Origin of the sequence: Streptomyces griseorubiginosus, assembly GCF_036345115.1 — a bacterium.
GTDB lineage: Bacteria > Actinomycetota > Actinomycetes > Streptomycetales > Streptomycetaceae > Streptomyces > Streptomyces griseorubiginosus_C.
Genome location: NZ_CP107766.1, coordinates 3,746,276 through 3,767,362, shown reverse-complemented (window position 1 = coordinate 3,767,362; position 21,087 = coordinate 3,746,276). Strand labels below are relative to the sequence as shown.

Annotated in this window: 19 protein-coding genes; 15 read left to right on the top strand and 4 right to left on the bottom strand. The window is 71.6% G+C overall.

All coding sequences use genetic code 11. The features are described from left to right. Positions 1 to 35: 35 nt before the first annotated feature. Positions 36 to 587, bottom strand: coding sequence for a hypothetical protein (locus OHN19_RS16765; RefSeq protein WP_330264978.1), 552 nt, complete (start codon positions 585 to 587; stop codon positions 36 to 38). A 118-nt stretch (positions 588 to 705) separates the two neighbouring features. On the opposite strand from OHN19_RS16765, the gene tsaB reads away from it, so the two are divergent. Genes tsaB through OHN19_RS16745 form a run of 4 tightly spaced genes read left to right on the top strand, consistent with a single transcriptional unit; the run spans position 706 to position 3,191 of the window. After that, on the top strand, positions 706 to 1,362 hold the full coding sequence (tsaB, locus tag OHN19_RS16760) for a tRNA (adenosine(37)-N6)-threonylcarbamoyltransferase complex dimerization subunit type 1 TsaB (RefSeq protein WP_330264977.1): 657 nt from the start codon (positions 706 to 708) through the stop codon (positions 1,360 to 1,362). Next, entirely contained in the window at positions 1,359 to 1,865 is a 507-nt protein-coding gene (gene rimI / locus OHN19_RS16755; protein WP_330264976.1) for a ribosomal protein S18-alanine N-acetyltransferase, read from the top strand. Before tsaB ends, rimI begins: the two co-directional genes overlap by 4 nt. Continuing rightward, positions 1,858 to 2,943 carry a tRNA (adenosine(37)-N6)-threonylcarbamoyltransferase complex transferase subunit TsaD gene (tsaD, locus tag OHN19_RS16750; RefSeq protein ID WP_330264975.1) on the top strand — a complete coding sequence of 362 codons (1,086 nt, stop codon included), beginning with the start codon at positions 1,858 to 1,860 and terminating at the stop codon, positions 2,941 to 2,943. The genes rimI and tsaD overlap by 8 nt, the downstream gene beginning before the upstream one ends. Continuing rightward, positions 2,940 to 3,191 (top strand): hypothetical protein, encoded by a 252-nt coding sequence (locus tag OHN19_RS16745; protein ID WP_330264974.1) that lies wholly within the window; start codon positions 2,940 to 2,942, stop codon positions 3,189 to 3,191. Before tsaD ends, OHN19_RS16745 begins: the two co-directional genes overlap by 4 nt. A gap of 9 nt (positions 3,192 to 3,200) precedes the next feature. Here OHN19_RS16745 and OHN19_RS16740 read toward each other — a convergent pair whose 3' ends face one another. After that, positions 3,201 to 5,498 (bottom strand): glycoside hydrolase family 3 N-terminal domain-containing protein, encoded by a 2,298-nt coding sequence (locus OHN19_RS16740; protein WP_330264973.1) that lies wholly within the window; start codon positions 5,496 to 5,498, stop codon positions 3,201 to 3,203. A 133-nt stretch (positions 5,499 to 5,631) separates the two neighbouring features. Here OHN19_RS16740 and OHN19_RS16735 point away from each other — a divergent pair, with 133 nt between their 5' ends. The 7 genes from OHN19_RS16735 (at position 5,632) to OHN19_RS16705 (ending at position 14,870) form a co-directional block, all read left to right on the top strand. Beyond that, positions 5,632 to 6,690 (top strand): LacI family DNA-binding transcriptional regulator, encoded by a 1,059-nt coding sequence (locus OHN19_RS16735; protein ID WP_330264972.1) that lies wholly within the window; start codon positions 5,632 to 5,634, stop codon positions 6,688 to 6,690. Positions 6,691 to 6,877: 187 nt separating this feature from the next. Next, on the top strand, positions 6,878 to 8,212 hold the full coding sequence (locus OHN19_RS16730; protein WP_330264971.1) for an endo-1,4-beta-xylanase: 1,335 nt from the start codon (positions 6,878 to 6,880) through the stop codon (positions 8,210 to 8,212). 73 nt (positions 8,213 to 8,285) lie between these two features. Beyond that, positions 8,286 to 9,338 (top strand): LCP family protein, encoded by a 1,053-nt coding sequence (locus OHN19_RS16725; protein ID WP_330264970.1) that lies wholly within the window; start codon positions 8,286 to 8,288, stop codon positions 9,336 to 9,338. A gap of 140 nt (positions 9,339 to 9,478) precedes the next feature. Beyond that, positions 9,479 to 10,885 carry an FG-GAP-like repeat-containing protein gene (locus OHN19_RS16720; protein ID WP_330264969.1) on the top strand — a complete coding sequence of 469 codons (1,407 nt, stop codon included), beginning with the start codon at positions 9,479 to 9,481 and terminating at the stop codon, positions 10,883 to 10,885. A 137-nt stretch (positions 10,886 to 11,022) separates the two neighbouring features. Beyond that, positions 11,023 to 11,379 (top strand): YciI family protein, encoded by a 357-nt coding sequence (locus OHN19_RS16715; protein WP_330264968.1) that lies wholly within the window; start codon positions 11,023 to 11,025, stop codon positions 11,377 to 11,379. A 60-nt stretch (positions 11,380 to 11,439) separates the two neighbouring features. Continuing rightward, on the top strand, positions 11,440 to 12,708 hold the full coding sequence (locus tag OHN19_RS16710) for an RNA polymerase sigma factor (RefSeq protein ID WP_330264967.1): 1,269 nt from the start codon (positions 11,440 to 11,442) through the stop codon (positions 12,706 to 12,708). 125 nt (positions 12,709 to 12,833) lie between these two features. Continuing rightward, positions 12,834 to 14,870: a cell wall-binding repeat-containing protein gene (locus OHN19_RS16705; RefSeq protein ID WP_330264966.1), complete on the top strand. Its 2,037-nt coding sequence runs from the start codon at positions 12,834 to 12,836 to the stop codon at positions 14,868 to 14,870. Positions 14,871 to 14,878: 8 nt separating this feature from the next. On the opposite strand, the gene OHN19_RS16700 is transcribed toward OHN19_RS16705, so the two are convergent. Continuing rightward, the gene (locus OHN19_RS16700) at positions 14,879 to 16,054 is read right to left on the bottom strand and encodes a THUMP-like domain-containing protein (RefSeq protein WP_330264965.1); all 1,176 of its coding nucleotides are present in this window, start codon (positions 16,052 to 16,054) and stop codon (positions 14,879 to 14,881) included. Between the two features lie 90 nt (positions 16,055 to 16,144). Here OHN19_RS16700 and OHN19_RS16695 point away from each other — a divergent pair, with 90 nt between their 5' ends. The 4 genes from OHN19_RS16695 to groL all read left to right on the top strand — a co-directional run bounded on the left by OHN19_RS16695 (position 16,145) and on the right by groL (position 20,246). Next, complete coding sequence (locus tag OHN19_RS16695; protein WP_330264964.1) at positions 16,145 to 17,116, top strand: polysaccharide deacetylase family protein; 972 nt, start codon at positions 16,145 to 16,147, stop codon at positions 17,114 to 17,116. After that, complete coding sequence (locus tag OHN19_RS16690; protein ID WP_330264963.1) at positions 17,113 to 17,907, top strand: polysaccharide deacetylase family protein; 795 nt, start codon at positions 17,113 to 17,115, stop codon at positions 17,905 to 17,907. Before OHN19_RS16695 ends, OHN19_RS16690 begins: the two co-directional genes overlap by 4 nt. 294 nt (positions 17,908 to 18,201) lie before the next feature. Further along, positions 18,202 to 18,510, top strand: coding sequence for a co-chaperone GroES (groES, locus tag OHN19_RS16685; protein ID WP_031477499.1), 309 nt, complete (start codon positions 18,202 to 18,204; stop codon positions 18,508 to 18,510). Between the two features lie 113 nt (positions 18,511 to 18,623). Further along, on the top strand, positions 18,624 to 20,246 hold the full coding sequence (gene groL, locus OHN19_RS16680; protein ID WP_330264962.1) for a chaperonin GroEL: 1,623 nt from the start codon (positions 18,624 to 18,626) through the stop codon (positions 20,244 to 20,246). Between the two features lie 87 nt (positions 20,247 to 20,333). Here the strand turns inward: groL and OHN19_RS16675 are convergent, their stop codons facing one another. Beyond that, positions 20,334 to 21,023, bottom strand: coding sequence for an ester cyclase (locus tag OHN19_RS16675; protein ID WP_330264961.1), 690 nt, complete (start codon positions 21,021 to 21,023; stop codon positions 20,334 to 20,336). Between the last annotated feature and the right edge of the window lie 64 nt (positions 21,024 to 21,087).

Sequence of the window (21,087 nt, the reverse complement as noted above, 5' to 3'; positions counted from 1 at the left end):
TCCAGCCGCTCGGCCGACCCGTCGCCCGGCCGGGCTCAGTGGATCACGACGACCTTCGCGCCGATCATCGCGAAGGTCCACATCGCGTCGCCGTCCGCGCGGGACTCCCGGATGCCGCCCGTCAGTACGGCGTCGGAGGCGGGGAGGGGCGCGGGATCCCGTACGGCCGCGCTGAAGCCGATGGCCACGCCGTCCGCGCCGGAGGCGAAGCGGACCACGTGTTCGACGGGGATGCCGTCGGTGCCGGTGATCGCGTTGGAGCGGGAGGTGACCGCGTAGACGCCGGGAGCGGGGTCGACGCTCCCCGGGGTGACCTCGAAGGTGCGGGTCACCGTGTCGCCGGGGCCCACCAGCCAGACCCGGTCGGCGTCCAGGGAGTACACGACGCGTGCGCCCTCGCCGGAACCGGCGGGGAGGGCGGTGGGGTCCCGCTTGACCTGGGGGACCTTCGAGGTGACGGCCGCGGGAGTGCCGTCCGGGCCGGCCTTGCCGGGGGCGGTGGCGGAGGCCTGGTAGGCGAGGAAGCCGACCGTTGCGAGGGCCGCCGTGGTGAGGGCGGTTACGAAGCCTGCGCTACTGGGTGCCACCGATACCTCTTGAGTATTTAGTCCTGATTTGTGGTGACGGTAGCAGCTCGTGGGGCGCCCGCTGTGCCGAAGTCGGCCTGCGGCCGCCCCGTCCTCCCGGGAGCCGTAGGCTGTTCGCGTGCTGTTGCTCGCTCTGGATACCGCCACGCCCGCCGTCACCGTCGCTCTGCACGACGGGAGGGACGTGCTCGCCTCCTTCAGTCAGGTGGACGCCCGTCGGCACGGGGAACTGCTCCTTCCGGCCGTCGACCGGGTGCTCGCCGACGCGGGGGTGACACTGGGCGACGTCACCGGGATCGTCGTGGGGACCGGGCCGGGGCCGTACACCGGACTGCGGGTCGGGCTCATGACCGCGGACACCTTCGGGCTCGTGCTCGGCGTGCCCGTGTACGGGGTGTGCACCCTGGACGGGCTCGCGTACGCGGCCGACCCCGGCGAGGGGCCCTTCGTCGTGGCGACCGACGCGCGGCGCAAGGAGGTCTACTGGGCGCGGTACGAGGACTCCCGTACCCGAACCGGTGAACCCTCCGTCGACCGGCCCGCCGACATCGCCGAGCGGGTCGAGGGACTGCCCGCCGTCGGAGCCGGGGCGCTGCTCTACCCCGAGACCTTCCCCGACGTCCGCGAGCCCGAGCACGTCAGTGCCGCCGCGCTCGCCGCTCTCGCGGCCGAGAGGATCGCGGCCGGGGAGGAGCTGCCCGCACCACGGCCGCTGTACCTGCGGCGGCCCGACGCCCAGGTACCCAAGAACTACAAGGTGGTCACCCCCAAGTGACCGCCCCCGTGACTCCTGTGCTGCGTGAGATGCGCTGGTGGGACATCGACCCCGTCCTGGAGCTGGAGAGGGACCTCTTCCCGGAGGACGCCTGGTCCCGGGGCATGTTCTGGTCCGAGCTGGCGCACGCCCGGGGACCCGAGGCGACCCGGCGGTACGTGGTGGCCGAGGAGGGCGAGCGGATCGTGGGGTACGCGGGGCTCGCCGCCGCCGGCGAGCTGGCCGACGTCCAGACGATCGCCGTCGCCCGTGACCACTGGGGCACCGGACTCGGGGCCACCCTGCTGACCGAACTGCTGCGGGCCGCGACCGCCTTCGAGTGCGCCGAGGTCATGCTGGAGTGCCGGATCGACAACATCCGCGCCCAGAAGCTCTACGAGCGCTTCGGCTTCGAGGCCATCGGGTTCCGGCGCGGCTACTACCAGCCGGGCAACGTGGACGCCCTGGTCATGCGACTCACCGACCCTTCAACTTCCGTACGAGGAACCGAGATCAATGGCTGACGAACCGCTTGTCCTGGGCATCGAGACCTCCTGTGACGAGACCGGCGTCGGCATCGTCCGGGGAACCACCCTGCTCGCCGACGCCATCGCGTCCAGCGTGGACGAGCACGCAAGGTTCGGCGGTGTCGTCCCGGAGGTGGCCTCCCGGGCGCACCTCGAAGCGATGGTGCCGACCATCGAGCGTGCCCTGAAGGAGGCCGGGGTCTCCGCGAAGGACCTCGACGGCATCGCCGTCACCGCCGGTCCCGGACTCGCCGGCGCCCTCCTCGTCGGGGTGTCGGCGGCGAAGGCGTACGCCTACGCCCTCGGCAAGCCCCTCTACGGCGTCAACCACCTCGCCTCGCACATCTGCGTGGACCAGCTGGAGCACGGGGCACTGCCCGAGCCGACGATGGCGCTGCTGGTGTCCGGCGGGCACTCGTCCCTGCTGCTGTCCTCGGACATCACCTCCGACGTCCGTCCCATGGGCGCGACCATCGACGACGCGGCCGGCGAGGCCTTCGACAAGATCGCCCGGGTGCTGAACCTCGGCTTCCCGGGCGGGCCGGTGATCGACCGGTACGCGCGGGAGGGCGACCCGTCCGCGATCGCCTTCCCGCGCGGGCTGACCGGGCCGCGCGACCCGGCGTACGACTTCTCCTTCTCCGGGCTGAAGACCGCTGTCGCCCGCTGGATCGAGGCCAAGCGGGCCGCGGGGGAGGAGGTGCCGGTGCGTGACGTGGCCGCGTCCTTCCAGGAGGCGGTCGTGGACGTGCTGACCCGCAAGGCCGTGCGCGCCTGCAAGGACGAGGGCGTCGACCACCTGATGATCGGCGGCGGGGTGGCCGCCAACTCCCGCCTGCGGGCCCTCGCCCAGGAGCGCTGCGAGGCCGCCGGGATCCGCCTCCGCGTCCCGCGCCCCAAGCTGTGCACCGACAACGGCGCGATGGTCGCCGCGCTCGGCGCGGAGATGGTCGCGCGGAACCGGCCCGCGTCCAGCTGGGACCTGTCGGCCGACTCCTCCCTGCCGGTGACCGACCCGCACGTGCCGGGCCACGACCACGTCCACGAGATCAGCAAGGAGAACCTCTACTCGTGACGGTCGCGCTGATGTGGGAGGCCCGGGCGGTCGAGGGCCGGGGCGAGGAACTGCTCGCCTGGGCCCGCCGACAGGAGCTTCCCGTACGGCCGTCGCGGCGCGAGACCTTCCGGGGGCCGCAGGACCGCGTCCTCGTCATCACGTGGTGGGACGCGGCCTACGACGCCGAGCTGCCCGAACTCCCGGAGCCGGACCCCGAGTTGGTGAGCCGGGCGGTGCACCGGTGGCGGTTCGAGTCCGTCGGGTGACCGCGGTCCCTACGACAGCTCCGTCTCGCACCGCAGCCGACGGTCCGCGCCCAACTCCCGTACCGGGCCCGTCAGATGCAGCCGTACCGTGTGCCGGGCCTCCGCGCTCGACGCCGACAGCCGTAGCTCCAGGTCGCCCGGCTCCACGATCCTCCTGCCCCTGCGGTCGGTGAAGGCGGACAGGTCCGCGTGGAAGCGGAAGGTCACGCGGCGGGACTCGCCCGGGTCCAGCTCCAGCCGCCGGTAGCCGATCAGACGGACGTCCGGGCGGGTCACCGAGGCCACCGGGTCGTGCAGATACAGCTGGACGACCTCGGCGCCCGCCCGGTCCCCCGTGTTGCGGACGGTCAGCGACACGTCGTACGAGCCGTCCGTGGTGAGCTCGGGAGCCGTTCCCCCGAAGTCCTCCCACACGAACTCCGTGTAGGAGCGGCCGTGTCCGAACGGGTACAGCGGGGTCGGGTCCAGGTTGCTGACCCCGCCCGCGAGGCCGAGCGGGGGCTGGAGGTAGGTCCAGGGCTGGCCGCCCGGTACCTGCGGCACGCTCACCGGGAGGCGGCCCGAGGGGTTCACCCGGCCCGAGAGGACTCCGGCGACCGCCGGGCCGCCCTCCTCGCCGGGGAAGAACGCCTGGACGACCGCGCCGAGCCGGCCCTGCCAGCGGCCGAGCGCGTAGGGCCGGCCGGTGAGCAGGACGAGGACCACCGGGACGCCGGTGGCGACCAGGGAGTCCAGCAACTCGCCCTGGACACCCGGCAGTCGCAGGTCCGCCACATCGCAGCCCTCGCCCGAGGTGCCCCGGCCGAACAGGCCCGCCCGGTCGCCGAGCACCGCCACGCACACATCCGCCTCGGCCGTCCTGGCCACCGCCTCCTCGAAGCCCCCGGTGTCCGGGTCGTCGACCCCGCAGCCCTCGGTGAACGTCACCTTGGCGTCCGGGAGTTCGGCGCGCAGGGCCTCGAGGACCGTGGGGATCTCGATGCCCGTCGGGACGTCTGGGTGGTGGGTGAGGACGTGGGACGGGAAGGAGTAGCAGCCGAGCATCGCCAGTGCGTCGGCGGCGCGGGGGCCGACGACCGCGATCCGGGTGTCCGGGGCCAGCGGGAGCAGGCCGTCCGGGTTGTCGAGGAGGACCACCGACTCCTCGGCGAGGCGGCGGGCCAGGGCCCGGTTCGCCGTCGAGTCCAGGTCGATCCGGCCGGTGGGCTCCGGGTTCCAGTCCTCGTCCAGCAGGCCCAGCTCGCACTTCTGGAGCAGGACCCGGCGGGCTGCCCGGTCGATCAGGGACTCCGGGACCTCCCCGGCCCGGACCGCCTCGACGAGCGGGTTGCCGTAGCACTTCACCGTCGGCAGCTCGACGTCCAGGCCCGCCTCCAGGGCCGCGTGGGCCGCGCCCGCCTCGGTGCCGGCGATCCGGTGCTGGGTCTGCAGGAAGCCCACGCCGAAGTAGTCCGCGACCACCGTGCCGGTGAACCCCCACTCCTCACGCAGGAGTTCGGTCAGCAGACCGGGGTCGGCGGAGGCCGGGACGCCGTCGGTGTCGGTGTACGCGGCCATCACCGAGCGCGCCCCGCCCTCGCGCAGCGCGAACTCGAAGGGCGGCAGGGTGATGTCGGCGAACTCCCGCACCCCGGCCCGCACGGGCGCGAGGTTGCGGGCGCCCGCCGAGGAGGCGTACCCGGCGAAGTGCTTGAGCGTGGCGACGATCCCGGCCTGCTCCAGGCCCCGGACGTACGCGGCGCCGATCGTGCCCACCAGGTACGGGTCCTCGCCGATCGTCTCCTCGACCCGCCCCCAGCGCGGGTCGCGGACGACGTCCAGAACGGGGGCCAGTCCCTGGTGGACGCCGACCGCGCGCAGGTCGCGGCCGATGGCGCCGGCCATCTCCGCGACCAGTTCGGCGTCCCAGCTCGCACCCCACGCGAGCGGAACGGGATAGGCGGTGGCCCGCCAGGTGGTGAAGCCGGCCAGGCACTCCTCATGGGCCAGCGCCGGAATGCCGAAGCGGCCCGCCTCCGCGATACGGCGCTGGGCGCGGGCCAGTGCCTGCGCGCCCAGCGCCGGGTCCACGGGGGCGGTGCCGAAGGGACGGGTGAGCTGGCCGAGACCCCGGGTGATCAGCTCGTCCCAGTCGTAGTCGGCGGTCATCTCGCGTTGCAGGGGAGCGACGCCGTCCCCGTCCGTACTGGCGCCCACCCACACGCCGTACAACTGGGCGGTCTTCTCCTCCAGGGTCATCCGGGAGAGGAGGTCGTCGACACGGGCGGCGGCGGTCAGGGCGGGGTCACGCCAGGGCGCGGTGGTCATGTAACTCCTGTCGGGCTCGACTGTCGGTCGACGACGCCTTCGCGAATGTTTCGATGCTCAATCCGAATGTTTTGGGAACCTAGGGCCGCCAGGAGGGTTCGTCAAGAGGTCGCGCAGGGATACGATCGCCGCCATGACACCCCCGGAGCCCGCTGAAACCCGGACGACTTCCCCTGCGGTGGGGCGGTCGCAGCAGACCGCGACCCTCGCCGAGATCGCCCGGGAGGCCGGCGTCTCGGCGCCGACAGTTTCGAAGGTCCTCAACGGCCGGGCCGACGTCGCGCCCGCGACCCGCGCCCGCGTCGAGGACCTGCTGCGCGCGCACGGCTACCGGCGCCGACGCGCCGAGGCGAGCCGCTCGCCCCTGATCGACCTGGTCTTCCACGAGCTGGAGAGCGCGTGGGCGATGGAGGTCATCCGGGGCGTGGAGAACGTGGCCCGCGACGCCGGGCTCAGCGTGGTGCTGAGCGAGAGTGCCGGGCGGCTCACCCCCGGCCGCACCTGGGCCGACCAGGTCGCCGCCCGCCGCCCCTACGGCGTGGTCCTGGTGCTGTCCGGGCTCGACGAGTCCCAGCGCGCGCTGCTGGGCAGCAGGTCGATCCCGTTCGTGGTGATGGACCCGGCCGGCGATCCGGGCGCCGACGTGCCCTCGATCGGCGCGACCAACTGGCAGGGCGGGCTCGCGGCCACCCGGCACCTCGTCGAGCTCGGGCACCGGCGGATCGGCGCGATCACCGGACCCTCCCGGATGATGTGCAGCCGCGCCCGCATCGACGGCTACCGGGCTGCCCTGGAGACGGCCGGGCTGCCCGTCGACCCCGGGCTGATCATGGCCGGCGACTTCCACCACGAGACCGGCTACCGACAGGGCCTGGAACTGCTGCGCCGCCCGGACCGGCCCACCGCGGTCTTCGCCGGCAACGACCTCCAGGCGCTCGGCGTGTACGAGGCCGCGCGCGAGCTGGGGCTGCGGATCCCGGAGGACCTGAGCGTGGTCGGGTTCGACGACCTGCCGGTGGCGCCGTGGGTGGGGCCGCCGCTGACGACCGTACGGCAGCCGCTGACGGAGATGGCCGAGGCGGCGGCGAAGCTGGTGCTGGATCTGGGGCGGGACGGGGACGCTGCGGCGGCGACTCGGGTGGAGCTGGCTACGAGCTTGGTGGTTCGCAGTAGTACGGCACGTTGCGCCTAGGGGGGTGCCGGGTCGGGTTGTGGGGCGGGTGCGGGTTTGTTGTGGCTGGTCGCGCCCACGCGGCGGAGCCGCATGTCGACACAGCCCCGCGCCCCTGGGGTGGGTGACCTTGACGCGTGATGTGCCTGCGCCCACACTCCTCCGAAGTCAATCGGTTGTGTAACCGAAACTTTCGGAGGCGCCCCGCATGAGATCTCTGAGAACCGGCTTACCCCTTTTCCTCCTCGGCGCGCTCATGGCCACCGCACCCACCGCCCATGCCGCTGACTCGCCCCTCCGCGACCTCGCCGCCGCCAAGGGCAAGGTCATCGGTACCGCCGTCACCGGGTCCAAGCTCACCGGGACCTACGGCGAGCTCGCCGGGGTGCAGTTCAACTCGCTGACTCCCGGCAACGCCATGAAGTGGGGCTCCGTCGAGCCGACCCGGGGCAGCTACAACTGGGCCGAGGCCGACCAGATCGTGGACTTCGCCGAGGCCCATGGCCAGCAGGTGCGCGGTCACACCCTGGTCTGGCACAGCCAGAACCCGAGCTGGCTGACCAACGGCACCTGGACCCAGGCCCAGCTGAGCACGCTGCTCAACGACCACATCTCGCTGGAGGTCGGGCGCTACAAGGGGCGGCTCGCGGCCTGGGACGTCGTCAACGAACCCTTCAACGAGGACGGCACCTACCGCCAGACCCTCTGGTACAACGGCCTCGGCACCGGCTACATCGCCCAGGCCCTCACCGCCGCCCGCGCCGCCGACCCGGCCGCCAGGCTCTACATCAACGACTACAACGTCGAGGGCGTCAACGCGAAGTCGACCGCCCTGTACAACCTCGTCAGGTCGCTGAAGGAGCAGGGCGTCCCGATCGACGGCGTCGGACTCCAGGCCCATCTGATCGTCGGTCAGGTCCCCGCCACACTCCAGCAGAACATCCAGCGCTTCGCCGACCTCGGCGTCGACGTGGCGATCACCGAGCTGGACATCCGGATGACGCTGCCCTCCGACAGCGCGAAGCTGACCCAGCAGGCCGCCGACTACAAGGCCGTCATGAACGCCTGCGTGGCCGTCGCGCGCTGTGTCGGCGCCACCGTCTGGGGCTTCACCGACTCCGACTCCTGGATCCCGAGCACCTTCCCTGGACAGGGCGCGGCGACGCCGTACGACGAGAACTACGCGCCGAAACCGGCGTACTACGCCATCGCGGAGGCGCTCGGCGGGACGACCACCCCGCCGCCGACCGGCGCGTGCAGCGCCTCCTACAGCGTGACCAGTCAGTGGAACACCGGCTTCACGGGGCAGGTGACGATCTCCTGCAAGGGTGCCGCGCTGTCGTCCTGGAAGGTCGGCTGGACGTTCGGGGCGGGTCAGCGGATCACCCAGGCCTGGAACGCCGACTGCACCCAGTCCGGCGCGGTGGTCGGCTGCTCCAACGCCTCCTACAACGGGACGGTCCCGGACGGCGGTTCCGTGACCTTCGGGTTCAACGCCTCCTGGAGCGGGAGCAACCCGGTGCCGAGCGTGACGCTGGGCTGAGAAGCGTGAGATTTTCCGAAGAAAGCCGCTCCGGAGGCGTTCCTCGTAATAATTCGGACGTACGTTCCTTCCTGTGACGGGAGACGACGAGGGCAGACGGACGGGCCGGCGGCGGCGTTTGCTGAAGGCCGCCGGCCTCACCCTCGCGGGCGCCCTGGTACTGGGCATCGGGACGGTCGGCTGGGCGTACTGGCATCTCAACAGCAACATCAAGAGCGTCGACATCAACAGCGCGCTCGGCGACGACCGTCCCGCCAAGGTCACCCCGACCCCTTCGGCCTCGCAGACCTCTCAGGCCTCGCAGGAGGCCCCGCTGCCCACCGAGGCCCTCAACATCCTGGTCCTCGGCTCCGACTCGCGCAGCGGCAAGGAGAACAAGGCGCTCGGCGGCGGCAGCAGCACCGGGGCCCGCTCCGACACCGCGATGGTCGTGCACGTCGACGCGGGGCGCACCGGAGCCACGATCGTCAGCATCCCGCGCGACACCCTCGTCACCCGCCCCTCCTGCCCGCTGAAGAGCGGCGGCTCCACGGCGGTGGCGTACGGCGCGATGTTCAACAGCGCCTACTCGGTGGGCGGTCCGGTGTGCGCGGTCAAGACCGTCGAGTCGATCACGGACGTCCGCATGGACCACTACGTCGAGATCGACTTCTCGGGCTTCGCGAAGCTGGTGAACGCCCTCGGCGGGGTCACGGTCACCACGGACCAGGACATCGACGACGACGACAGCCACCTGCACCTGAAGGCGGGCACCCACCACCTGGACGGGAAGACGGCCCTCGCGCTCGCCCGCACCCGGCACGGCATAGGCGACGGCAGCGACCTGGGCCGCATCGGCCTCCAGCAGACCCTGGTGAAGGCGCTGCTGGAGCAGATCTCCGCGACGAACCTCCTGACCAGCCCCACCAAGCTGTACTCCGTCACCGACGCGATCACCGGCAGCCTCACCACCGACACCGGCCTCGACTCGCTGACCGAGCTGATGAGCCTCGGTGAGAGCCTGAAGGGCCTGTCGAGCGACCGGGTGAAGACCGTGACCATGCCGGTGGTGACCGCACCCTCAGACCCCAACCGGGTGGTCGCGAAGGAGCCCGCGGCGAGCGAGCTGTGGGAGTCGCTCCGCTGAGCTCTCGCTGAGCTCTCGCCGAGCTCCGCCGAGTCCTCGCTGACGTGTTCACCGAAAAAACTGGATGACTGCTGCAACCAGCGCGCGTCCAGTGATGTCTGTTGCGGTGACCACACTGCAGTAACCAGGGGGAAACACAGATGTCCAACTCGCGTGCGTACAAAGCCTGGTCCGTACCGTTGATCGCCGGAGTCCTCGCGCTCGGCGGGATCCCCGCCCTCGCCGGCAGCGCCTCGGCGGCCGAATCGAAGGCCGTCCAGGACGACTTCAACGGCGACGGCTACAAGGACCTCGCCGTCGGCGCCCCGATCGCCACGGTCGGCGGCAAGAAGGGGGCGGGCTACGTCACCGTCATGTACGGCGGCCCGCACGGCCTGACCAAGGACAGCCGCACCATCATCAGCCGCTCCACCAGCGGCATCCCGGGCGATCCCGCCGCGGGCGAGAACTTCGGCTACCAGCTGTCCACGGGGGACCTGGACGGCGACGGGCGCACCGACCTGATCATCGGACAGGCCGACTCGAACCGGGACGCGGTCGTCGTCTGGGGCTCCAAGGAGGGCCTGTCCGGCGCGGTGTCCGTGCCCGCGGCGACCACGCAGGCGGGCGACTTCGACGGGGACAGCTGGCCGGACCTGGTCCTGTTCCGCGGCGGCCGGGCCCCGGGCGACGACCCGCTCGGCACCGAGGCCACCGTCTGGCGGGGCCCGATCTCCCGGGACGGGAAGCCGACCGCCACGCAGGACTTCGGCTCGCCCAAGGTGGAGCCCTACGACGTGATGTACGCGGCCGCCGGGGACGTCAACGGCGACGGCCGCGACGACCTCGCGCTGACCGTCTACATCGGCGAGGGCGGCGTCGGCTCCCAGCTGTACCTGGCCAACGCCTCCGGAGGCTTCACCTACGTCGACTCCCCTGACGGCAGCGGCCAGGTGGCCTTCGGTGACGTCAACGGCGACGGCTTCGACGACGTCGTCCGGGGCGTCCCGAACGACTCCTCGGTCACCGTGGCCCTCGGCTCGGCGTCCGGTCTGAAGCCGGCGTCCACCTGGAAGTCGTACAGCCAGGACACCGAAGGAGTCCCCGGCGCCAAGGAGGAGGACGACCGCTTCGGCGACGCGGTGACCGCCGGTGACGTCAACAACGACGGCTACGCCGACGTGGCCGTCGGTTCGCCCGGCGAGAAGCTCGGCGACAAGCAAGGGGCCGGCATGGTCAACGTCCTCTACGGCGGCCGCGGCGGCCTGACCGGCACGGGCTCCCAGGGCTTCACCCAGGACACCGACGGCGTCCCCGGCGCCGCGGAGTCGGGCGACCAGTTCGGTGGCGCGGTCAGCATCCACGACATCAACGGCAACGGCTACGCGGACCTCGCGGCGGGGGCGCCCGGCGAGAACGGTGTCGAGGGCGCGAACGCCGGCGAAGGCGCGGTCTGGTCGCTGCGGGGACGTCCGACGGGCATCGTGACGGACGCGGCGTTCACCTTCGGACCCCGCACGGTCGGGGCGCCGGTCGACCGGGCGACCTTCGGCGGCTCGCTGTCGTAGCAGGTCAGGCGCATGCTTGAGGGCCCGGGAAAAATTCTCCGAAGAAATCCGCGGAGTCTGTCGATCCCGGGCCCTTCCGATCGACGCACTGGTGAGAGGCCGGGAAGGACCGGCCCCGCACCGACCGAGGAGTCACCATGCCGCGTTACCTGTCGATGGTCCGGATCGACGAGCAGAACGCCCCCGCCGAGGGCCCCAGCGACGCCCTGATGCAGCGCATGGGCGAGCTGATCGAGGAGATGACGAAGGCCGGGGTGCTGCTGGACACCGCCGGGCTGACGCCGACCGCGCAGGGGACCCGGGTCCACTGGGAGAAGGGTGAGCTGTCGGTGACCGACGGGCCCTTCACCGAGGCCAAGGAGGTCGTCGGCGGGTACGCGATCGTGCAGGCCAAGGACATGGCCGAGGCGATCGAGTGGACCAAGCGCTTCCTGAAGGTCCACGAGGAGCACTGGACGGTCACCTGCGAGGTGCGGGAGATCGTCGAGGGCTGAGGCCCGGGGATCGCATCGCCTTCCTTGGCCGTACGGCCGTGACGGTGTCGAATGGGGGCTGTGACCACCTCACAGCCCTCCCGCACCGATGCCCGGTCCTCCGTCGAGACCGTCTTCCGCCTGGAGTCCCCCCGGATCATCGCCGGCGTCACCCGGGTCGTCCGGGACGTCGGCATCGCCGAGGAACTCGCGCAGGACGCGCTGGTCGCCGCGCTGGAGCAGTGGCCCCGCGACGGCGTCCCCGACAACCCCGGCGCCTGGCTCATGGCCATCGCGCGCCGCAAGGCCGTCGACCTGGTCCGCCGCCGGGAGAACTACGCCCGCAAGCTGGCCGAGATCGGCCGGGACCTGCCGGAGACCGCCCCGCCGGAGGAGCCCGCCGACCCCGAGGACATCGACGACGACCTGCTCAGGCTCGTCTTCACCACCTGTCACCCGGTGCTGTCCGCGGAGGCCCGCACCGCGCTCACCCTGCGGTTGCTCGGCGGCCTCACCACCCCCGAGATCGCCCGCGCCTTCCTCGTCCCGGAGGCCACGGTCGCCCAGCGGATCGTGCGCGCCAAGCGGACCCTCGCCACGAAGAACATCGCCTTCGAGGTGCCCTACGGCCCCGACCGTGAGGCCCGCCTCGGTTCGGTCCTGGACGTCATCTACCTGATCTTCAACGAGGGGTACGCGGCCACCGCGGGCGACGACTGGCTGCGCCCGTCCCTGTGCGAGGACGCCCTGCGGCTGGCCCGGCTGCTGTCCGCGCTCATGCCCAAGGAACCCGAAGTGCACGGCCTGGCGGCCCTGTTGGAGTTCCAGGCCTCCCGGACGGCGGCCCGTACCGGACCGCGCGGCGAACCCGTCCTGCTCAAGGACCAGAACCGCAGCCGCTGGAACCGCATGCTCATCGCCCGCGGCATCAAGGCCCTGGCCCGCGCGGACGCCACGGCCACCGGCGCCCCGGGCCCCTACGTCCTCCAGGCCGGCATCGCCGCCTGCCACGCGCACGCGTACTCCTACGAGGAGACCGACTGGCGGGCCATCGCCACCCTCTACGCCCTGCTCGCCGCCCGCGCCCCCTCCCCGGTCGTCGAACTCAACCGCGCGGTCGCCGTCTCCATGGCCGAGGGCCCGGCCCCGGCCCTGGAGATCGTCGACGCCCTCACCGCTGAACCCGCCCTGCACGACTACCACTTGCTGCCGAGCGTCCGCGGCGACCTCCTCGCCCGCCTCGGCCGTACGGCGGAGGCCCGGGCCGAGTTCGAGCGGGCGGCCGCGCTGACCCGCAACGAGCGGGAGCGGGACCTGCTCCTCGACCGGGCGCGGGAATGCGGATCTTGACCTGAATTCGCACAGGTGCTTACCAGTAACTCGGTTCCCTCGTGTTTCCTTGCGAATTAAAGTGACTCAGCCCCCTGCGCGGGGGCTGTGACATCCCATGGGGGGACGACAACTTGAGACAGTCCATGCGCCGCCGTGCCGCGGCGCTCGCGACCGCGGCGGCTCTCGCCGCGGTGGGCACCGTGGCCGCCGCGCCCGGCGCCTCCGCCGACGACGCCGGCCCCTGGCCGGGCACCGAGGGACGGCTGCTGACCGACGGCCCGGTGCTCGTCGATCCGGTCACCGGGGCGAAGAGCCAGATCCCGAACACCGGCTCGGGCGACGACGGTGCCTGGGCGCCCGACGGCAGCCGGTTCGCCACCGCCTACGGCCAGACCATCACCAGCATCCGCCCCAGCGGCGGTGCCAGGCTCACCCTGCCCACGGCCGAGGGCGTGCGCTCCAGCGCCGTCTACGAGGACCTGACGTTCTGGTGGGGCGGCCAGTACGTGGTCTTCTCCACCGGCGGCCAGCTCGCCTACGGCCCCTCCGACGGCGCCTACGCGCCGCGCCCGCTGCTGACGGCGGCCCAGGAACCCGCGAACGTCTGCGACACCGACCCGACGGCGAGCCCGTCCGGCAAGCTTGCCTTCGAACGCCGGATCAACCTCGGCTGCTCCGACAACGCCGGGATCTACGTCTACGACCCGTCGGCGAAGACGGTCAAGCGGGTGCTGGCCAACGCCGAGCAGCCCGCCTACTCGCCCGACGGCACCAAGCTGGCCTTCGTCCGCAAGGACACCGACGGCAAGCTCCAGGTCTTCACGGCGAACGCCGACGGCACCGGCGTCAAGCAGGTCACCACCGGCCCCGGTTACGCCGTCGACCCGTCCTGGTCGCCGACCGGCAAGCGCATCGTCTTCGACGCGCACACCACCGGCGACAGCACCGACGTGCACACCACCGCGTACGTCGACCTGGCCACCGGCGGGGTCACGACGGTCCCGGGCACCCCGCAGGGCAGCAACCCCAGCTGGCAGCCGCTGCGCAAGAACGGCACCGCCCGCATCTGGGGCTCCGACAGCTACACCACCACCATCGCCGGCTCCCGCTGGACCTGGAACAAGGTGGGGCAGCACGTGCCGGGCCTGATGGACGCCAAGGCCGCGGTGCTCACCAACCGGGACAGCACGGCGTACGCGCTCACCGCGCCCGCGTTGGCCGGCAAGAAGCAGGGGCCGGTCCTGCCGACCCCGAAGACCGGGCTGTCCGCGGCGGTGAAGGCCGAGCTGAAACGGGTGCTGAAGCCGGGCGCGAACGTCTACCTCGTCGGCAACACAGGCATCCTCAGCAGCAACGTCACCTCGCAGGTCAAGGCGCTCGGCTTCACGCCCAAGCGGCTGACCGGCGCGGACCGCTTCGCGACCTCGGTGGCCGTGGCCAAGACGATCACCACCGCCCCGAAGTACGTCTTCCTGGCCTCCGGCACCGACGCCTACGCGTCCCTCCCGGCGGCCGCCGCGGCCGGCGCCGACGGCACGGGAAGCTCGGGCGGCCTGGTCCTGAGCAACGGCAAGAAGCTGTCCTCGTCGGTGAAGTCGTACCTGAACGGCATCAACCCGAACAAGACCATGGTCATCACGGTCGGCGCGGACGCCAAGTACGCCCTCACCCACACGTCGTTCTCCCGGTGGCCCTCCTCGGCCTCGTACTACCCGATCACGGGGAGCACGAAGGAATCCCTCTCGGTGAACGTCGCCAAGTTCTGGTGGAACGCGCCGGCCAATGTCGCGCTCGCCTACTCCGGCTCCTGGCGCGACGGTCTGTCCGCGGCCTCGGCGATGAACGTCTTCGGCCCCGTGCTGTGGACCACGCGTCCGGCCCTGTCGAAGGAGGTCACGAGCTACCTGCTGCGTGAGTCCGCGAGCATCAACACCGCGGTCGCCTTCGGCGGTACGGGCTCGGTCACGGCGGGCGCGCTGAACACCGCGGGCGCCTCGATGGCCGCGAACGGCGGCCAGGTCACGTACACGGCGTACTACAACGGCAACGAGCCCGCGAGCAGCCGGACGGCGAGTCGGGCCCTGGGCGCGGACACCGGCGCCTCCGTCACCGCGGCACGACCGGCCCCGGCCGGCCCCGTCCCGCACCTGGAGCCGCTCAGGACGCCCCTGCACCCGTAACGGGCGGGTCAGACCCGGGCGGGGGCGCCGATCAGCATGGTCGGCGCCCCCGCCACCCGGGTCAGGAACACGGTCGCCGAGTGCGGCCCCTGCGGCTTCGGCAGCGCCTTGCGCCGCAGCTCCTCCGGCTCGACGGCCGACCCCCGCTTCTTCACGGTCAGGACGCCGACCTCCCGCTCCCGCAGCAGCGCCTTCAACTTCTTGACGTTGAAGGGGAGTTGATCGGTGATCTCGTACCCGGTCGCGTACGGCGTCCCGCGCAGCGCGTCCGCGGTGACGTAGGCGATGGTGGGGTCGATCAGCCCGCCGTCGAGTTCCTCGGCCACCTCGGCCACCAGATGGGCCCGGATGACGGCGCCGTCGGGCTCGTACAAGTACCGCCCCACGGGCCGGACTCCGGGATCGGGCAGCCCCCGGCCGAGCAGGGTCCGCGGTCCCGGCAGCAGCGTCGCCCGTACCTCACCCGGCCCGGTGCCGAACCACAGCACCGCCTCCTTCACGTCCCCGCCGTCCGAGATCCACTCGGCCTCCGCCTGCGCGGGGACCGCCTCGTGCGGGATGCCGGGCGCCACCTTCAGCGCCGCGTGCGGGGCCCCGAGGGCCGCCTGGACGGCCCAGGAGAGCGGCGGTGAGTAGGCCTCCGGGTCGAAGATGCGCCCGCGTTTCGTGGAGCGCCTGGCCGGGTCCACGAACACGGCGTCGTACGAGCCCGTGTCGACCTCCGTGACGTCCGCCTCCCGTACGTCGATCAGGTCGGCGAGTCCCAGCGCGTCCGCGTTCGCCCGAGCGGCCGCCGCCGTGAGCGGGTCCCGGTCCACCGCGAGGACCCGGATCCCGGCCCGGGCCAGCGCGATCGCGTCACCGCCGATCCCGCAGCACAGGTCGGCGACGGACCGCACCCCCAGCGCCCGGAAGCGCTCCGCCCGGTACGCGGCGACACTCGCCCGCGTCGACTGCTCCACCCCGTTCGGCGTGAAGAACATCCGCCCCGCGTCCTCGGCCCCGAACTTCGCCACCGCCCGCTGCCGCAGCCGGGCCTGGCCGAGCGCGGCGGAGACCAGTTCGGCGGGATGCTCGCGGCGCAGCCGGGTGGCGACGGCGAGTTCGTCCGCGGGGGCGGTGCCGCGCACGGTGTCGAGGAGGGCGCGGCCCTCGGGGGTGAGGAGCGGGGCGAGGTCGTTCACCGGGTCATTGTGGGCCAGTCGGTGGACGGCGCGCTTCCGGTGGCGGTGTCGACCCGGGATCAGGGGTGTGACCTGCGAGGATCCCGCCTCATGGGAACAGTAGGACAAAAGTATAAAAACAGTGCTTTTGTGGTGTCGTTCCGCAGTGGGCTCGTCCTCCTGGCCGTAGCCGCCCTTGTCTCCGGCTGTGCCGGGCAGGACGGAACCGACACACGGTCCCCGCGGGCCGCCGGGATCCGGGCAGGGCAGCCCCTGAAGGCGCCCCCGGCCCCGGCCGTCGACTTCGCGGCCGACCTCCAGGCCGACAAGACCCGCATCCGGGCCGCCGCACTCCGCGCCGAGCGCGCCCGGATCACCGCCGCCCGGCGCTGGGGGCTGAAGCGGACCCCGCTCGTGGCCCCGCCCGCCCCCGCGCAGAAGCCCCGCATCACCACCCGCCACGGCTTCGAGGTCGACGGCCACGAGGAGAACGGACTCCCGCCGGTCTTCACCACGATCCCCACCGACCGGAAGATCGTCTTCCTGACCATCGACGACGGCGCCGAGAAGGACCCCGCGTTCCTGCGGATGATGAGCGAACTGAAGGTCCCGTACACCGCCTTCCTCAGCGACTACCTGATCAAGGGCGACTACGGCTACTTCGCGAGCATGCGGGACCGGGGGGTCGTTCTGAACAACCACACCCTCCACCACCCCTACCTGCCCGCGCTGTCGTACGCCCGCCAGAAGCACGAGATCTGCGGGATGCAGGACGTCATCGAGAAGCGCTACGGCACCCGGCCCCTGCTCTTCCGCCCGCCGTACGGCAACTACAACGAGGACACCCTGCGAGCCGCGAAGTCCTGCGGGGTGCGGTACGCGCCGATCTGGAACGAGGAGGTCTTCGTCGACCACTGGGAGTACCGCGAGACCGACCAGCGGATCCACCCCGGTGACATCGTGCTCAGCCACTTCCGGGGCCGGGGGGACTGGAAGGGCACCATGCCCGACATGGTCCGCCGCTTCCTGGACGAGGTCACGGCCGAGGGGTACGCCGTCGCGCGCCTGGAGGACTACCTGTGAGACCTCGGGCACTGGTCGCCGCGGGACTGGCGGCCGCACTGCTCACCGGCTGCGCCCAGTCCGTCGACCCCATCGAACGGCTGGGCCGCAAGGCCGCCCAGCGAGTGGGGTCGAACGGCCCGGCCGGCGCGGACGGACGGCCGTACCGCCACTGGGGCCTCACCGCCCCGCTGCCCGCGCCCCCGCGCCGGCCGTATCGCCCGGTCGCGGTGGACCCGGACGGCCCCCTGCCGGTGGTGAAGCGGGTGCCGACGTCCGACAAGGTCGTCTTCCTCACCTACGACGACGGCGCCGAGAGGGACCCGCGGTTCGTCGACCTGGTCCGCGAACTGCGGCTCCCGGTCAGCCTGTTCCTCACGAACACCGTCGCCGGACCCGGGTACGGCCACTTCGCGCGCCTCCAGTCGGTCGGCGCGAGCATCCAGAACCACACCCTCGACCACCCCGCCCTGCGCGGCCTGCCCTACGCCGGCCAGCGCGCCGAGATCTGCGGCCAGCAGGAGAAACTGCACGCCCGCTTCGGCATCCGCCCGCGCCTGTTCCGGCCCCCCTACGGGACGTACGACACCACGACCCGCCGAGCGGCGACCGACTGCGGCCTGGCGGCACTCGTGCTGTGGAGCGTCGCGGTGGAGGGCCGTGCCCTGGAGCGTCCGCTGCGGGCGGGGGACATCGTGTCGGTGGCGTCGGACGAGGCGACGGGGGCGAGCCTGACGGACCGGACGACGGCGGTGCTGAGGGAGATCGAACAACGGGGCCTGACGGTGGCGAGCTTGGAGGACTACCTGTAGCCACTCAGCCCGTCCGGCGTTTGAGGACGAGGCCGCAGGCCGATGGGGGTCCGGGGGCGCAGCCCCCGGGACGCTCACCCCCACCCACCCGCACCAGAACCCGGCACGCCAGCGCAGCGAATTGGCACTCCGCTTGACCGAGTGCTAACCGTGGTCATAGTCTCGGCTCTGGCACTCCGCAGGTGAGAGTGCCAACACAGCGACGGGCAGGTCCGGCACCCGCGACGACGGATCGACCTGGTCGCCACCTCAGACAGTTAACCCCGTGAGATCTCCGAAGGGGGAGGTCGGATCGTGACGACCGCCAGCTCCAAGGTTGCCATCAAGCCGCTCGAGGACCGCATCGTGGTCCAGCCGCTCGACGCCGAGCAGACCACGGCCTCTGGCCTGGTCATCCCGGACACCGCGAAGGAGAAGCCCCAGGAGGGCGTCATCCTCGCCGTGGGCCCGGGCCGCTTCGAGAACGGCGAGCGCCTGCCGCTCGACGTGAAGGTCGGCGACATCGTGCTGTACAGCAAGTACGGCGGCACCGAAGTGAAGTACAACGGCGAGGAGTACCTCGTCCTCTCGTCCCGCGACGTGCTCGCGGTCATCGAGAAGTAATTCACCGCTTTTTGCTTGTGAGCTGCGCCCCGGTCTCCCGCCACCTTATGAAGCCGGGCGTCTGGGGCGCAGTTCGTTTCACCCACATTTTCCGAGAGGGCTGAACCGCTCCCATGGCGAAGATCCTGAAGTTCGACGAGGACGCCCGTCGCGCCCTCGAGCGCGGCGTCAACAAGCTTGCCGACACGGTCAAGGTGACGATCGGCCCCAAGGGCCGCAACGTCGTCATCGACAAGAAGTTCGGCGCTCCCACCATCACCAACGACGGCGTCACCATCGCCCGCGAGGTCGAGGTCGAGGACCCGTACGAGAACCTCGGCGCGCAGCTGGTGAAGGAGGTGGCGACCAAGACCAACGACATCGCGGGTGACGGTACGACCACCGCCACCGTGCTCGCCCAGGCGCTGGTGCGCGAGGGCCTGAAGAACGTCGCCGCGGGTGCCTCCCCGGCGCTGCTGAAGAAGGGCATCGACGCGGCCGTCGCCGCGGTCTCCGAGGACCTCCTCGCGACCGCCCGCCCGATCGACGAGAAGTCCGACATCGCCGCCGTGGCCGCGCTGTCCGCCCAGGACCAGCAGGTCGGCGAGCTCATCGCCGAGGCGATGGACAAGGTCGGCAAGGACGGTGTCATCACCGTCGAGGAGTCCAACACCTTCGGTCTGGAGCTCGACTTCACCGAGGGCATGGCCTTCGACAAGGGCTACCTGTCCCCGTACATGGTCTCCGACCAGGAGCGTATGGAGGCCGTCCTCGACGACCCGTACATCCTGATCAACCAGGGCAAGATCTCCTCGATCCAGGACCTGCTGCCGCTCCTCGAGAAGGTCATCCAGGCGGGCGCCTCCAAGCCGCTGCTGATCATCGCCGAGGACGTCGAGGGCGAGGCCCTGTCGACCCTGGTCGTCAACAAGATCCGCGGCACCTTCAACGCGGTCGCCGTCAAGGCCCCCGGCTTCGGCGACCGTCGCAAGGCGATGCTCCAGGACATGGCGACGCTGACCGGCGCCGAGGTCATCTCCGAGGAGGTCGGCCTCAAGCTCGACCAGGTCGGCCTGGACGTGCTGGGCTCCGCCCGCCGGGTCACGGTCACCAAGGACGACACCACGATCGTCGACGGCGCCGGTGACTCCGCTGCCGTCCAGGGCCGCGTCGCCCAGATCAAGGCCGAGATCGAGAACACCGACTCCGACTGGGACCGCGAGAAGCTCCAGGAGCGCCTCGCGAAGCTGGCCGGCGGCGTGTGCGTGATCAAGGTCGGCGCCGCCACCGAGGTGGAGCTGAAGGAGAAGAAGCACCGTCTGGAGGACGCCATCTCCGCGACCCGCGCCGCGGTCGAGGAGGGCATCGTCTCCGGTGGTGGCTCCGCTCTGGTCCACGCCGCCAAGGTGCTCGAGGGCGGCCTCGGCAAGACCGGCGACGAGGCCACCGGTGTCGCCGTCGTCCGCAAGGCCGTCGTCGAGCCGCTGCGCTGGATCGCCGAGAACGCCGGCCTCGAGGGCTACGTCATCACCTCCAAGGTCGCCGAGCTCGACAAGGGCCAGGGCTTCAACGCCGCGACCGGCGAGTACGGCGACCTGGTCAAGGCCGGCGTCATCGACCCGGTCAAGGTCACCCGCTCCGCCCTGGAGAACGCCGCCTCCATCGCCTCCCTCCTCCTGACGACCGAGACCCTGGTCGTCGAGAAGAAGGAAGAGGAGGAGCCGGCGGCCGGGCACAGCCACGGCCACTCCCACTGAGCCCACCGCTCACAAGGAGGCCCCCGTTCCCTTTCGGAGAGGGAACGGGGGCTTTCCCCTTCGCGGGCCTTGACGGGTCTTGTCGGCTCAGTCGCCGAGTACCCCCAGCTGTTCCATCAGCCCCGCCCGGTCGTACTGCCACCAGCCCTCGCAGATCCGTCCGTCCCGGAACCGGTGCCAGGTGGTCCCGGTCATGGTCACGTTCTGCCCGGTGGCCGGGATCCCCACGAAGTCGCCGGTGTGCTTGCCGGCCCAGGCCCAGCGGGTGCAGACCCGGTCGTCCTGGGCGATCTGGTCGTCCACGCGGAAGCTGAAGGTGAAGGCCCGCCGCCACCCCTCGTACTCCTCGCGCGCCGCCTCCAGCCCGAGATCCCCGGGATTGGCGGGATCATGGTCGAGGTAGTCGTCGGTGAACCGCTCGAACAGCTCCGCCGTCCCGGCCCGCCCGGCCCGCTCGAAGAACTCCCGTGACGCCGCCGGGTTGAGCTGCTCGTCCCGCACCACCTCCAGGTCGGTGAAGGTCGGCACCTCGTCGCACAGCGCGACCATCCCCTGGAAGATCCGCTCCGTCTCCGGCAGCCCCGAGTTCCGCATCGCCTCCTCGTACGACGGGAACTCCACGATCTCGACGAAGTGCGACGCGTCGGACCGGTCCTTGCCGACCACCGCGTGCGTCGCGGTCCGCTTCCCCTTGGTCTGCTCGACCCAGGTGTCCATCAGCCGGTTCATCTCGTCGAAACGGCTGGTCCTGCAGTCGATGAGCTGTACGAACGTCATGCGCGATCACCTCCGGCCCCCCTGGGTCCGGTTCGAACAGCACCATTGTCCGCCTTTTCGGGCC